Origin of the sequence: Veillonella sp. VA142, from assembly GCF_003992135.1 — a bacterium.
Lineage (GTDB): Bacteria > Bacillota > Negativicutes > Veillonellales > Veillonellaceae > F0422.
On the sequence record NZ_RQVN01000004.1, the window covers coordinates 78,691 to 93,642 of the forward strand.

The window sequence follows — 14,952 nt, forward strand, 5'->3', positions numbered from 1 at the left end:
TAACAGGTGTATTGATTTCTACAGTGTTATCTAAATTAACTTCTACATTTCCACCTCTAGCTATATTCTACCCTTAAACTCAGCAATAACTTTCAAAAATTCATTGCCGTATTTGCATAGTTTCATATCGCCCACACCTTTCACATTCGCCATATCTCCTAAAGTCAATGGTTCTTTTGCTACCATATCCAATAACGTAGCATCAGAAAAGATCATGAACGGTTTTACCCCTTCTGTTTTTGAAAGTTCCAAGCGATGCACACGTAATGCCTCAAATAAGGAGTTTTCTTTAGTAGCTTTCGCCACGCCGGCTACACTAGATTTCCCACGCTTTTGTAATGGTCGATGCTCTCCTACTTCGATGGGTACATCTTTTACCGTTACACGTCCAGCTAATACTTCATGTCCCTGTTCCGTAACGGACAGAATAGGATATTGTCCTCCCGAAGAGGTAATATACCCCATCGCCATTAAGCGCTTAATAAAGCCTTTTACATCTTTATCTGCCCAACGATTTAATTTACCAAATACGGATAATCGGTGTAAGCGAAACTTCTCAATGCGCTCCGTCCGATTCCCACATAGGATATCTGCAATCATGGTCACTCCATATCGTTCTTCTGTATTCCAAATCGTCTGCAATACGGCACCCGCCTCGGCTGTTACATCCACAGCTACTCGTGGTTCATCACAAGTACTGCAATGATGACATTGATCCCAAGGCACTTGCTCTCCAAAATAAGACAACATAAATTTACGCAGACACAAAGGAGTATGACAATAATCGATCATAGTTTGTAGCATATTCCGCTCAATCCGTTGTCGTTCTGGTGGCAAGTCACTTTGACTTAGAATATATTGATGCACTGCCACATCTTGCCCATTGTAGAGCAAAATACAATCTGCATCAGCTCCATCCCGTCCAGCACGGCCTGCCTCCTGGTAATAACTTTCCATATTTCGTGGCATTTGATAATGGATTACATATCGCACATTACTTTTATCGATGCCCATGCCAAAAGCATTGGTGGCTACCATAACTTGTACTTCATCGAAGGCGTAACGATTCTGTTGGTACTTACGCTCTTCATCAGATAAGCCACCATGGTAATAGCCTGCTTTCACGCCGTATCGCAAAAGCTCACGATATACCTTTTCCACATTCGCCCTAGTGGCACAATAGACAATCCCCACATCATTTGGATTGTGTAGCACATAATCCCGTACATATTCCATACGCTTGCTTTCGTGAATCACAGAAAACGCTAAATTAGGACGATCAAATCCCGTAATATGCACACGCGCATTCTCCAATCCTAAGAGCTGTTTCATATCACGCTCAACTTCTTCCGTAGCGCTGGCTGTGAAAGCCCCTACCACAGGTCTATGGGGCAAGCTCTTAATAAAAGGTCCTATAGCCGTGAAAGAAGGCCTAAAATCATGCCCCCATTGTGACACACAATGAGCTTCATCAATAATCACTTGGCTAATTGGTAGTCCTCTTAAAAACTCGCAGAACCCTTCAGATTCTAATTTTTCCGGCGCCAAGTATAATAATTTAATCCGCCCTTCACGTAAATAATACAGAATTTTATTTTGTTCTTCTCGACTGAGCGTACTATTCATATACGCTGCTGGCATGCCTTGCTCTTTCAAAGTATCCACTTGATCCTGCATCAAGGAAATCAATGGAGAAAAGACAATGGTAATTCCTGCCTTTAGCATAGCAGGAATCTGAAAGCAAATCGATTTACCTGCTCCCGTAGGCATGATTCCTAACACATCTTGGTTCTCTAACAAAGCTGTCACCGGTACCTCTTGAGCAGGGCGAAAACTGGAATATCCATAAAAATGTTGCAATGCTCGTAAAGCTCTAGCATCCATATGTCTTTCCTCCTTTCTAATGCACTCATTCATCTAATTGTATCTATTTATTATACCATTTTTATAGATACCTATAAACTATTCCGACAAGAACTCTCCTTTCTTTTCCATAGTCATTGCCTATATCGTTATATGCACCTTACAGTTTTTTATACTATTCCCTTAGTGTAATAATTTCTTTCGTCATGAACTAGCAGACATACCTATCTTGTTACACATTCCCCTTAAGACAGTACCTTCCTTACCGCACGTTATAACTTCCTAACAAGACCTACTAGGATTTATAATCGTGTCCATACACATTCGTAGGAAAGATATACTAATTCTTACAGCCCCAGTGATTACTAAATATATGCTTTATGCTCGCCTCATCCCTAAGTATATTCTACAAAAAAATGTTGGCACCACTCCCAAAGGAGTAGCCCCAACATTTCATTTACTAGGTATATGTAATTATAAAATATGCATTTGCTCTGATGCGTCGAACTCCGCTTGGATTTTTTTACTTGGATCATGGTCTAATAAACTAACTACGAAGATAGCAATGGTAGACAAGATGAAGCCCGGTACGATTTCATACAAGCCGAACCAACCAAATTGTTTCCATACAAGAACGGTAATGCCACCCACTAAGATACCTGCGATACAACCTTTTAGAGTCATGCGTTTCCAAATCAAAGAGATTAAGATAGCTGGACCGAACGCAGCGCCGAACCCAGCCCATGCATAGGCAACCATCGTCAAGATGTAGCTTTGTGGATTCACTGCCATCACAATGGCAATGGCAGATACAATCAATACCGTAGCACGGCTAACCATGACAAGCTCACGATCCCTTGCATCACGAGCAAATACATTACGATATAAATCTTGAGACACAGAAGAGGCGGTCACCAACAATTGCGCGGAAGCTGTACTCATGATAGCCGCCAATACAGCAGACCAAATTAAACCAGCAATGAACGGGCTAAAGAGACTTTCACTCATCACAAGAAATACTGTTTCTGCATCAGCATCTACTAACGGTGTTGTTAAGTATACTTTACCAACAAGACCCACTGCCACCGCAGCCAACAAGGAGATAACCACCCAAATCATGGCAATGTTCGTTGCTTTTTTCAACTCTTTCGCATCGGAAATTGCCATAAAACGTACTAAGATATGCGGTTGACCGAAGTAACCAAGACCCCATCCTAGGCTAGAAATGATACCCACCACCAAGGTGAAAGTATCTTGTTCCGGCCCCCAAATGGACAAGCCAGCAGGGAACTCCGTAGCAATTAACTGCGCCGTTTCCACAGGACCACCTAAATACATGGCTGCCGTCACAGGCACTAGCAAGATGGCAAAGAACATCATCATCCCTTGGATACAGTCTGTCCAACTTACAGCTAGGAAACCACCTAGGAAGGTGTAGAAAATAACTACGCCTGCTGTAATAAATAGAGAGGTCATATAATCTAATCCAAAGATAGTATTAAATAACTTACCACCTGCTACGAATCCTGAGGATGTGTAAATTAAAAAGAAAATAACGATAAAGATAGCAGAGACTACCGGCACAATTCTTGATGTATCATGAAAACGGTTTTTCAAGTAATCCGGTATGGTCAAACTGTTGTTCGCTACCTCTGTATAGTTGCGCAATCGTTTCGATACAAACACCCAGTTTAACCACGTTCCCAATGCTAAACCAATGGCAATCCATAACGCCGATATCCCTGTTGAGTAGGCAAATCCAGGTAAACCCATCAACATCCATCCGCTCATATCAGATGCTTCTGCACTCATGGACGTGATCCAAGGGCCCAGCTGGCGACCTCCTAAAATATAGTCGTCTAAGCTATTAGACTTGCGGTAATAATATACCCCGATGTACATCATGAGGCCTAGATACAATGCAAATGCCCCAATCACTTCAAAATTGTTGTACACCCTACTCCTCCTTTCCTAATCCTTTCAGCTTTACTTAAAATTCTATAGAATGCATTCAGCATTAATCTGTTTTATTATATCATAAAAATATCTTCTCGTTACTACTTTATTTTATTATTATATGTTGCATGTTGCAATACAATTGTTTATAATTTAACTAACATAGTAAACTGAAAGGAGAGCCTCATGAAATCTGCTAGTGTTAATGTCCGAATTAATGAAAATATCAAACAACATGCTGAAGCTATTTTAGAAGACCTTGGACTAAGTCGCGCTGTTGCTATTGATTTGTTTTATCGGCAAATTATCCTACATAAAGGATTACCTTTTGATCTAAAGTTAAATACACCACCTCTTAGTACAGCTGACTTTAGTCCTTCAGAATTAGAAGATATTTTATCTCGTGGAGTCGAAGAAACAAACAAGGGTCATGGACGTTCTGCTAAGGAATTTTTCACTACTTTACTAGGAGAATAATTATGGAAACCTATGATATACAGCTTTCAGCATTTGCGGAATACAATTTATTAAATATCTATTGCTACATAGCTGAATCTTTCTCAATAGAAACAGCTAAATACACTTCGCAAAAAATTTATAAAGCTATAGAGAGTTTGTCATATCTACCGCATCGATATCGTATTCTAAGTGTATCTAAGTACACCAAAAATGTATACCATATCTATTCTTTCGAGAAATATGACATTTATTATAGTATCAACGAAATACATCATACAGTTACCATTCTTGCCGTATTAAACCAACGTCAGGCTCCTAATTATAGCTTGTTTCTACAGGAACTTTCAGCAGTATACGGAAAATACATATAGACTTTATGCAAAAAGGACCCCGAGGGGTCCTTTTTCATATTCACATATTCTTATCGTTTGATGTTATAAAACACATCGCTACCACGGTATTGTGCTGTTTCTGCCAACATGTCTTCAATTCGAACTAATTGGTTGTATTTCGCTACGCGTTCAGAACGAGCCGGAGCACCAGTTTTGATTTGACCAGCATTCACTGCTACTGCGATATCAGCAATTGTGGAGTCCTCTGTTTCACCAGAGCGGTGAGAGATAACTGCTGTATAGCCTGCACGTTTTGCCATTTCAATAGCATCAAATGTTTCTGTCAATGTACCAATTTGGTTCACTTTGATCAAGATTGCATTTGCTGTATTCTCTTTGATACCACGAGACAAGCGTTCTGTATTGGTTACGAATAAATCGTCACCTACTAATTGAACAGTTTTGCCAAGGCGATCTGTCAATAATTTCCAGCCTTCCCAATCTTCTTCTGCTAACCCATCTTCGATGGAGTAGATTGGATATTTTTCGCAAAGTTCTGCATAGTATTCTACCATTTCAGCAGCTGTTTTCACTTTGCCTTCACCAGCTAAGTGATACTTACCATCTTTGTAGAACTCAGAAGATGCCGCATCGATAGCAAATACAATATCTTTACCCACTACAAGACCTGCTTTTTCAACAGCTTCCGTAATCACTTGTAAAGCCTCTTCATTGGATCCTAAATTAGGAGCAAACCCACCTTCGTCACCTACACCAGTAGCCAAGCCTTTTGCTTTCAATACAGATTTCAATGTATGATATATTTCTGCACAATAGCGCAATGCTTCCATAAAGCTAGTAGCCCCAATTGGCATAATCATGAACTCTTGGATATCCACGTTATTATCTGCATGGGCTCCACCATTCAAAATGTTCATCATTGGCACTGGCAATTCTTTTGCATTTGTACCACCAAGGTATTGAAACAATGGTAAATCATAAGATTCAGCCGCTGCACGAGCTACTGCCATAGATACACCTAAAATAGCGTTGGCACCTAATTTTGCTTTATTAGGAGTGCCATCCAATTCAATCATAATACGGTCAATGGCCACTTGCTCAGACGCATCAAAGCCTAAAATAGCAGGTCCAATGATATCGTTCACATTTGCTACCGCCTGTAATACACCTTTACCCAAGTAACGTGGAGACTCGCTATCGCGTAATTCTACCGCTTCAAATTGACCAGTGGATGCGCCAGATGGAACTGCTGCACGACCGATCGTGCCGTCTTCTAAATACACTTCTACTTCTACTGTTGGATTGCCACGGGAATCCATAATCTCTCTTGCGTATACATCAGTAATTACTGCCATTGTTACTTCTCCTTATTGTACTAACAAACTTTCACCACTCATAGCTTCAGGTTGTTCTATACCACCTAATGCCAACATGGTTGGTGCCAAATCACATAACCGACCTGGTCGCAAGGTCACACCCTCTGGAGCACCCACTAAAATAAGTGGCACCGGATTCGTGGTATGCGCTGTGTGTGGAATTTCTGTGGTATGGTCCATCATGACCTCAGAATTTCCATGGTCTGCTGTAATCAACAATTGTCCATTCATATCTTGAATAGCTTTCACGATTTTTGAAAGCCCTGCATCTACAGCCAAAATCGCCTGTTTTGCGGCTTCGAAATCACCCGTATGGCCCACCATATCTGGGTTTGCATAGTTCAAGATAATCATATCATACTTACCACTACGAATAGCGGCCACAACCTTTTCTGTTACCTCTGGGGCACTCATTTCTGGTTGCAAATCATAGGTAGCAACCTTCGGAGATGGCACTAAGACTCTATCTTCCCCAGGGAACACATCTTCCTTGCCACCATTAAAGAAATATGTCACATGAGCATATTTCTCTGTTTCTGCAATGCGCAATTGACGGTAACCGCCCTTGGATAATACTTCTCCTAAGGTATCTGTTAAAAGCTCTTTATCATACACCACAGGTACTGGCAAGTCCGCTTCATAGCGTGTCATACTCGCCACATAGGAACCTTGCAATACATATTTTCGTTCAAATCCAGTGAATTTAGGGTCTACCACAGCACGTACCAATTGACGAGCTCGGTCAGGACGGAAGTTAAAGAACAAGATCGCATCGCCATCTTGCATACCTTTGTACCCTTCCGCCACGGATGGAATGAGAAATTCATCTGTCGTTTCCTCTGCATAACTGCGTTCCACCGCTTCATGGGCACAAGCGACTGATGTACCACTACCACAGACTATGGCATTATACGCTAGTTGTACACGCTCCCAACGTTGATCACGGTCCATGCCGTAATAACGGCCACCTACAGTAGCAATGGAGCCTAAACCCAATGCCTTGCAGTATAAAGCGATATCATCAATATAGGCCAACGCACTTTGCGGCGGTACATCACGACCATCTAAGAAGGCATGGATATATACAGTTCCCACACCGGCATCCTTAGCGCCACGAAGTAAGGCTTTCAAATGGTCAACATGAGAGTGAACGCCCCCATCCGATAACAATCCCACTAAATGTAAAGCTTGTTTAGCCCCTTCTTCATAGGCTTTCACCAAAGTGGGACGAGTGAATAAGGTCCCTTCCTTCGCTTCTTTCGTAATTCGCGTCAACTCTTGGTACACAATACGTCCTGCACCAATGTTCAAATGGCCCACCTCAGAGTTTCCCATCTGTCCATCAGGCAAACCCACCGCCATACCAGACGCTTCTAATAAGGTGTGAGGACATGTATCCCATAGTTCTAAAAATGTTTGGGGATTTGCTTGTACCACAGCATTTGTTGGGTCTTGACCATCCCCAATACCGAACCCATCAAGGATCGTTAGCATCACTGGTCCTTTTAATTTTGCCATAATCTACCTCAAACTAATATTAACACGCTTTAATAATTCCAGTAAAAGATTCTGCTTTCAAGGAAGCACCGCCCACTAACGCACCATCTACATGGGCTTGTGCTAAAATATCTTTCGCATTCTCCGGTTTTACACTACCACCATAGAGAATACGTATTTGTTCTGCAATCTCAGGGGTATACATAGCAGCGATTTTCTCGCGAATGCTTTGACATACCTCCCCCGCTTGTTCAGCTGTCGCCGTACGTCCTGTGCCAATGGCCCAAATTGGTTCGTAGGCAATCACCACTTCTGTCATCTCTTCTGCGGGTACTCCATGTAACCCCATTTCTAATTGGGAATGAATGAAAGCTACCGTTTCTCCGCTTTCACGTTGGTTTAAACTTTCACCCACACAAAGAATAGGGCTCATACCATGTTGTAAAACAATACGCACACGTTTATTCACACAGCGATCAGCTTCTTTAAAAATAGAGCGGCGCTCGGAATGGCCTACAATCACGTAAGATACGCCTAAATCTGTCAACATCGCCGGAGATACTTCCCCTGTATAGGCGCCAGATTCTTCGTGGGAAACATTTTGTGCTCCTACACGAATCTTGGTATCTTCTGCTAAATCAGTCACTGTGCTAATAGCTGTAAAAGGTGGACATACCACGACTTCACAACTAGCATCAGTAACTAAAGTTTTTAATTGTTCTACGAATACGGTAGCTTCCGTATTCGTCATATGCATTTTCCAGTTTCCTGCAATGATCGGTTGTCGCATGATAACCTCCTACGCTTCTTGTAAGGCTGCAATACCTGGTAGTACTTTGCCTTCTAAATATTCTAAGGATGCACCGCCACCAGTGGAAATATGCGAAATTTTATGACTTAAACCGCTTTTTTCAATAGCTGCTACAGAATCTCCGCCACCCACGATAGTAGTTGCACTCGCCTCTGCCACCGCTTTTGCTACCGCATTCGTACCGCTAGCGAAGGCTTCCATTTCGAATACGCCCATAGGACCATTCCAAACGATCATTTTCATCGATGCCAAAGCTTCAGCAAATAACTCACGGCTCTTCGGACCAATATCTAACGCCATCCAACCATCTTCAATAGCTGTCGCATCCACCACTTTATGATTAGCAGTTTCACTGAAAGCGTCAGCCACTACGAAATCTACTGGTAACAATAAATTAGTATTTGTTTCTTTCGCACGATTGATTAATTCACGAGCCAGCTCAAATTTGTCAGCCTCCACCAAAGATGTCCCTATATTATGACCTTGGGCTGCCACAAAAGTATTCGCCATACCACCGCCAATAATTAACACTTCTACTTTTGGCAACAAATTAGAAATGACTTCAATTTTATCACTTACCTTTGCACCACCTATGATGGCTGCAAATGGGTGTTCTGGATGTTCTACTGCACCGCCAACATAGCGAATTTCTTTTTCTAACAAGAACCCAGCTCCCATTGGTAAATATTTCGTAATCCCTTCCACGGATGCATGGGCACGGTGAGATACGCCGAAGGCATCATTAACGCCCACTTCTGCTAAGTCAGCTAATGCTTTTGCAAAGGTAGGATCATTTTTCTCTTCTTCTTTGTAGAATCGAAGATTTTCCAATACTACCACATCACCGGACTTCATTTCACTGACCGCTTGTGCAGGGATATCGCCGATGCAATCCTCTACAAAGCGAACTGGTTGTTCTAAGAGTTCACTCAATCGCTTGGCGCAAGGAGCTAAGGTAAACTTTGGTTTACGTTCTCCTTTTGGGCGTCCTAAATGAGAGGCAATGACAACTTTGGAACCTTGGTCAATCAAATGACGCAATGTTGGCAATGTGGCACGAATCCGTGTATCATCAGTGATAACACCTTCTTTCAAAGGTACATTAAAATCAACTCGTACAAAAACAGTTTTATTTTCTACATTCATATTTGCTAGTGAAAGTTTCATACTATCTCCTATGTATATCCAACAAACATGCCAAAAAGGGACTACTCTCGTAGTCCCCGGCAGATTATAAGCCTCGTTTGCTCATGTACACAGCTAGGTCAACAATACGAGAGGAATAGCCCCACTCATTGTCATACCAAGCTACTACTTTTGCCATATTGCCTTCCATCACCATTGTCAAGTCTGCATCTACGATAGAACTACGCGCATCACCATTGAAGTCTTTGGACACTAATGGCAAATCAGATACTCCAAGAATACCTTTCAACTCACCTTCAGCTGCTTTACGGAATGCCGCATTGATGTTTTCTTTAGTTGCCTCTTTTTCAAGTTCTACTACTAAGTCTGTAACAGATACATTTGGTGTCGGTACACGAAGAGCAAAGCCATTTAATTTACCTTTTAATTCAGGTAATACTAAAGCCACTGCTTTTGCTGCTCCTGTTGTAGTAGGAATAATAGACATTGCTGCTGCACGAGCACGACGTAAGTCTTTATGTGGTGCATCTAATACACGTTGGTCATTAGTGTAAGAATGAACTGTTGTCATCATACCACGTTTAATGCCGAACTCTTGATGCAATACTTTTGCGAACGGAGCTAAACAGTTTGTAGTACAGCTTGCATTAGATACAACATGATGCGTAGCTGGATCGTATTCACTTTCATTCACACCCATAACAATCGTTTTATCTTCATCTTTACCAGGTGCAGAAATAATTACTTTTTTAACAGTACCACCAAGATGAGCCGCTGCTTTTTCACGAGAACGGAACACGCCAGTACATTCAATCACAACCTCTACACCTTCAGAGGACCAATCAATATTCGCTGGATCACGGTCACAGAATACACGCGTTTTTTTGCCATCTACTACTAAGTAATCACCATCTATTGTCACATCACAGCTTAAATTGCCGTGAATAGAGTCATGCTTGAACAGTAAAGCAGAACCTTCAATATCGCCAGTATCATTAATAGCTACTACTTCCACATCTGGATTGTTAAGAGCGGCGCGCATTACACATTTACCAATACGACCAAAGCCATTAATACCAATCTTCACTGCCATAATCAATTCCTCCTAAAATTTCTTATACTACATGAGTTGTTATAATTCTATTTTACAAGACTATTGTAGTTGGTGCAAGTTTTTTGTAGTTGACGTAATAGATAACAATAGAGGAAAACTGATATACCTCTATCAGCTTTCCTCTATTGTATGTACTACAAATTTTCAACTTTAGTGATTATATATGTATCTATACTTTATTAATGCAGCACCCTCTTTTGAGAACTATATACCCGTTGTTTCATATACCAACAATGATAAGTTCGTTGCAACTCTTGCAACTGTTCCGCTAATACTCCTCCTTGCAATAGTGCTCGTACCAACTCAGCTGATTTAATAAATAGTTCATCAATTTTAGCAGCTTTTATATAATTAATACTCCCTTCATTACTAATAATTAAATCCACTAAACTTACGTATTCTTCCACAATTCCATCATTAAAATTTGTACGTTCTAGTTGATTCTGATTAATCGCTAAATTCATGCAGGTACAGAGCATGCACATGTAATCTACAGCCCCTTCTAATTTTTTCGGCGTTAACCTACTATGCAATTGTTCTTTGGCTACTGTCAAAGACGTACTAAAAAGGATTTTATAAAAACCCGTCTTGTCTAACGTATAACTGTATTCGTTCATAGCTTTCTCCCTCATATGCTACTTTTAGTAAATCCATACGTTCTTGCACAAGTTTTTTACCCTCTGACATAGGTCACCCCTTTCTTTATGCTATGTATTCACACTTTTCTCTCTAGGACTTCCTAGTAATATCTTTATCCTATATCACACTTTTTTGGGATTTATTATCACCTTGATTTGCATTTATCATATATAATTTTCTACAATTCGTCAATTATTTTTCATCATGAAAGCTATATAAAATAATCATAACAACTCTTATTTAAAGCTATTGATGGCTAATTCTTACAACGCATCCATGGCTAATTACTTCTTATTCACTATAATCCTATCCTTACTCATTAAATAAAACTATCTATCAAAAAGCAACAAAAAAGCAGATACTGTTTTCACAGTATCTGCTAATCGTTGGTGCCGGAGGTGGGACTTGAACCCACACGGTGTTACCCGCTTGATTTTGAGTCAAGTGCGTCTGCCATTCCGCCACTCCGGCTCGTCAACGATATAAGTATACACAGAGGCAAAAAAAATGTCAATCTTTTTCCACTTTTTACACTATACCTAAAATGCAAATAAGAATTACATTTTAATATTATTCTATTTTTACTAGTTACGTTGACTATAGCTCTCACATGAATCAACAAAAGCTTTTGCAGCCACTTCACTGCCAGAGAAATTAATATGTAAATAGGAGGCTAAAATATTTTTATGTGCATATCCACCTTGATACGCCTTAGGTTTACGTCCTCCAACTAGCTCAAACGCCCACGGAAACGGGCTTTGTGTAGGTGTCATAGTAGAAAAATGAAACTCATGTCCACGTAACGTATCTTTCACAGATCCTAAAATACTTGGCTCCAGCATAGTGGCACTTACATAACCTACCCGTTGTAAGCTTTGTTGCATTTCACAGGTAGCTGGTACAAGCCCTACCATAGAGTAGGTATTTCCCTCAAAATCAGTCACTGCTTCTGTCATATACATGAGACCACCGCATTCTGCATAGATTGGCATCCCTTTCTCACTGGCCTTGCGAATACTATCTTTCATAGATTCATTTTGCCCTAATTGAGACAAAAACATTTCCGGGAATCCGCCTCCAAAAAAGACACCATCAACTTCTGGTAAAGCTTGATCTTGTAGGGGGCTAAAATAATGTAATTCTGCACCTTCCGCTTCTAAGGCTGCTAAGCTAGCTGGATAATAGAAGGAAAAGGCTTCATCCATGGCGATGCCAATACGCGCTCGTTTATCTATGGTTTCTGCAGTTTCAACATCTTCTACAGATAAGTCAGATGCACTTTTCGCCAATTCTACTAATGCATCCAAATTCACCATTACTTTTACAGCCTCACGAATGGTCGCAATAGCCTCTGTGGGATCAATTTCTGTCACTGGTGTTAATCCTAAATGACGTTCTGGTGATTGCATCCGTTCATCGCGACGGATGGCACCTAGTACAGGGATTCCTAATTTCTTCATTGCCGTCCGTATCATATGTTCATGATTATCCGATCCTAATCGATTCAAAATAACCCCACCAAATTGTATCTCTGGATCATAATCCCGAAAGCCTTTAGCAATGGCTGCTGCGCTTTCTCCCATAGCCTTACAATCGATCACTAATACCACTGGTGCATTTAAATCTTTGGCTACTTGCGCCGTGGAACTAACACCTTCACGTCCCCCATCATAAAGGCCCATCACGCCTTCTATAATGGAAATATCTGCTGTTTCTGCTTGTCCAGCAAAAAAAGGAATCAATTTATGTGGTGGCACAAGCCAGGTATCTAAATTGTAACATTCTCGTCGGCTAGCAATTTTATGAAAGCCCGGATCAATATAGTCCGGGCCTACTTTAAATGCCTGTACCGCTTTGCCCTGCTCTGTCAAAGCCGCCAAAAGCCCTGCTACAATGGTTGTTTTTCCGACACCTGAGTTGGTGCCTGCTATGACAATTCTTGGTCGTTGTACAGTGTTCATAACATACCTCTTAGCGATCTTTACGTTTCGCCAAAATTGTAGATAAATAGTTTAATTTTGTATCAGATGGTAATGCATCTACATTGCCATAGACTTCTTCTTCTGGTAGACCAACACGAGAAATCATCACAGCTTCTTCTGCCATATCATGTTTGCGAAGCGTTTCTTGTACTTCAGCAAAGTTTCTATATACCTTCATGATAACCGCATCATCAGCTACAGCAAGTACAGCATCAATTTTTTCTTTTGGTGCTGTGGCTGGAATAATCGCCAACACTTCTTCCTTCTCTACGATTGGGTACCCCAAGTGGGATCCAATAGCACAGAATGCAGTAACACCAGGAATAGTTTCAATCTCAAATCCAGCAGCTTCTACTAAACGATATACATACATATATGTACTGTAGAACATCGGATCTCCCAATGTTAAGAATGCCACTTTTTTTCCTTGCTCTAGTAAGCCAGTAATGATTTGACGTGCTTCTTCCCAGCCTTTAGATTGTTCATTATTATCTAATACCATTGGAAATACAACAGGTACGATTTCTGTATGTTCTTGAATATATGGTTCTGCAATATGTAATGCTACAGATCCATCTTTCTTTTCCGTTTTCGGCGTAATGATGGCATCTGCTTCTCCCACAATACGAGCAGCCTTTACAGTCATCAACTCAGAGTCTCCCGGACCTACACCAATACCATATAATTTACCTTTCATTAGGACACCTCTTTTATCTATCAATATTGAATTAGTAAGAATCACTAATTCCAAACCACTTTAACCCATTTAGTATATCATGACTTACAACGAATGTATACGATACGACTCAGTGATTGCTCATGTTAAAAATCGCATAACCATCGATATATATGATTTATAACTTCAAAATCGTTTTTGATATAATCCTTGCATAGCATCTGCCAAATGATTCAAATAAATATCTTGAATTTCTTTGTATTCTCCAAGGCCTTTTTCATAGGATACCACTTCATAGCCTGCTACTGTTAATTCAGAAAGTAAACTCTCCTCTTCTTCTCCAAATAAATCATTTAATGCATGGTCACCACAAACTAATAATAAAGGATGTAAATGCACTCTTTTGCGTTCATGACCTTCTTGTTTCCATTGTTGTAAAACATCTGCAGGCGTCGGGAAATTTTCCAAGGTAGCAACTGATGTATTGCGGAAACCTTCATACTGTAATTTTAATTGTAGTACTGCGTAAGATGCATTTCCTACATTAAACCCACCATGACCTACTAAGAATAACTCTTCTGTTGTAGGAATATTTAAAACCTTGATAAAGCGATTAATCAAAATTTGATAATCGTCTGGCACTTCCTCTTCTTGTCCCATAAAATACAAAAGAGGTCTACCAAATACGATTTCCTGTACAGAACCTTGCCCTTGGAAAGCCATAATATTTTTGCGAAGTTTATCAAACTCTGCACCACCAACTAAATGTGTAGGCTGTACAATAATACGTTCATACCCTTCTGCCACAATCGATTCCATAGTCTCAATTTCATTTTGGAATACAATATTTCTCTCTTTTAATCTTTTAATAACAATCCGTGATGTGAAAGCTACACGAACTTCATGATTCGGATTAGCTTTACGAATGGCATCTACTACTGGAAAAATTTGATTTTCTCTAGCACTATCCACAGTAGAGCCAAAAGATGTGACTAATATAATCTCTTTCATATTGTACCTCACCTTTAAATTAAGAATATACTTTGCTTATAGTGTATAAAAAAAATAGAGTTCTGTAAA

Annotated in this window: 13 protein-coding genes and 1 tRNA gene; 2 read left to right on the top strand and 12 right to left on the bottom strand. The window is 40.4% G+C overall.

Annotated features, from left to right (window positions below; all coding sequences use genetic code 11):
* Window positions 1-60: 60 nt before the first annotated feature.
* Window positions 61-1,884, bottom strand: coding sequence for a DNA helicase RecQ (recQ, locus tag EO117_RS02920; protein ID WP_126939016.1), 1,824 nt, complete (start codon window positions 1,882-1,884; stop codon window positions 61-63).
* 453 nt (window positions 1,885-2,337) lie between these two features.
* Window positions 2,338-3,768 carry a sodium/proline symporter PutP gene (gene putP / locus EO117_RS02925; protein WP_240632568.1) on the bottom strand — a complete coding sequence of 477 codons (1,431 nt, stop codon included), beginning with the start codon at window positions 3,766-3,768 and terminating at the stop codon, window positions 2,338-2,340.
* A gap of 237 nt (window positions 3,769-4,005) precedes the next feature.
* Between putP and EO117_RS02930 the strand changes: the two genes are divergently transcribed.
* The gene (locus tag EO117_RS02930; protein WP_126938002.1) at window positions 4,006-4,296 is read left to right on the top strand and encodes a type II toxin-antitoxin system RelB/DinJ family antitoxin; all 291 of its coding nucleotides are present in this window, start codon (window positions 4,006-4,008) and stop codon (window positions 4,294-4,296) included.
* A 2-nt stretch (window positions 4,297-4,298) separates the two neighbouring features.
* Window positions 4,299-4,649, top strand: coding sequence for a type II toxin-antitoxin system RelE/ParE family toxin (locus tag EO117_RS02935; protein ID WP_126939018.1), 351 nt, complete (start codon window positions 4,299-4,301; stop codon window positions 4,647-4,649).
* Between the two features lie 50 nt (window positions 4,650-4,699).
* Here the strand turns inward: EO117_RS02935 and eno are convergent, their stop codons facing one another.
* The 10 genes from eno to EO117_RS02985 all read right to left on the bottom strand — a co-directional run bounded on the left by eno (window position 4,700) and on the right by EO117_RS02985 (window position 14,883).
* Window positions 4,700-5,986, bottom strand: coding sequence for a phosphopyruvate hydratase (eno, locus tag EO117_RS02940; protein WP_126939019.1), 1,287 nt, complete (start codon window positions 5,984-5,986; stop codon window positions 4,700-4,702).
* 12 nt (window positions 5,987-5,998) lie between these two features.
* A complete protein-coding gene (gene gpmI, locus EO117_RS02945) occupies window positions 5,999-7,525 on the bottom strand; it encodes a 2,3-bisphosphoglycerate-independent phosphoglycerate mutase (protein ID WP_126939020.1) in 1,527 nt (508 codons plus the stop codon).
* A gap of 19 nt (window positions 7,526-7,544) precedes the next feature.
* Entirely contained in the window at window positions 7,545-8,297 is a 753-nt protein-coding gene (gene tpiA / locus EO117_RS02950; protein WP_371413070.1) for a triose-phosphate isomerase, read from the bottom strand.
* Between the two features lie 6 nt (window positions 8,298-8,303).
* Complete coding sequence (pgk, locus tag EO117_RS02955) at window positions 8,304-9,482, bottom strand: phosphoglycerate kinase (protein ID WP_126939022.1); 1,179 nt, start codon at window positions 9,480-9,482, stop codon at window positions 8,304-8,306.
* Window positions 9,483-9,546: 64 nt separating this feature from the next.
* Window positions 9,547-10,554, bottom strand: coding sequence for a type I glyceraldehyde-3-phosphate dehydrogenase (gap, locus tag EO117_RS02960; protein ID WP_126939023.1), 1,008 nt, complete (start codon window positions 10,552-10,554; stop codon window positions 9,547-9,549).
* A gap of 200 nt (window positions 10,555-10,754) precedes the next feature.
* Window positions 10,755-11,192 (bottom strand): hypothetical protein, encoded by a 438-nt coding sequence (locus tag EO117_RS02965; RefSeq protein ID WP_126939024.1) that lies wholly within the window; start codon window positions 11,190-11,192, stop codon window positions 10,755-10,757.
* A gap of 409 nt (window positions 11,193-11,601) precedes the next feature.
* A tRNA-Leu gene (locus EO117_RS02970) sits at window positions 11,602-11,685 on the bottom strand.
* A gap of 113 nt (window positions 11,686-11,798) precedes the next feature.
* Window positions 11,799-13,175, bottom strand: coding sequence for a cobyrinate a,c-diamide synthase (locus tag EO117_RS02975; protein WP_126939025.1), 1,377 nt, complete (start codon window positions 13,173-13,175; stop codon window positions 11,799-11,801).
* A 10-nt stretch (window positions 13,176-13,185) separates the two neighbouring features.
* Entirely contained in the window at window positions 13,186-13,893 is a 708-nt protein-coding gene (cobI, locus tag EO117_RS02980; protein ID WP_126939026.1) for a precorrin-2 C(20)-methyltransferase, read from the bottom strand.
* A 165-nt stretch (window positions 13,894-14,058) separates the two neighbouring features.
* On the bottom strand, window positions 14,059-14,883 hold the full coding sequence (locus tag EO117_RS02985; RefSeq protein WP_126939027.1) for a sirohydrochlorin cobaltochelatase: 825 nt from the start codon (window positions 14,881-14,883) through the stop codon (window positions 14,059-14,061).
* Between the last annotated feature and the right edge of the window lie 69 nt (window positions 14,884-14,952).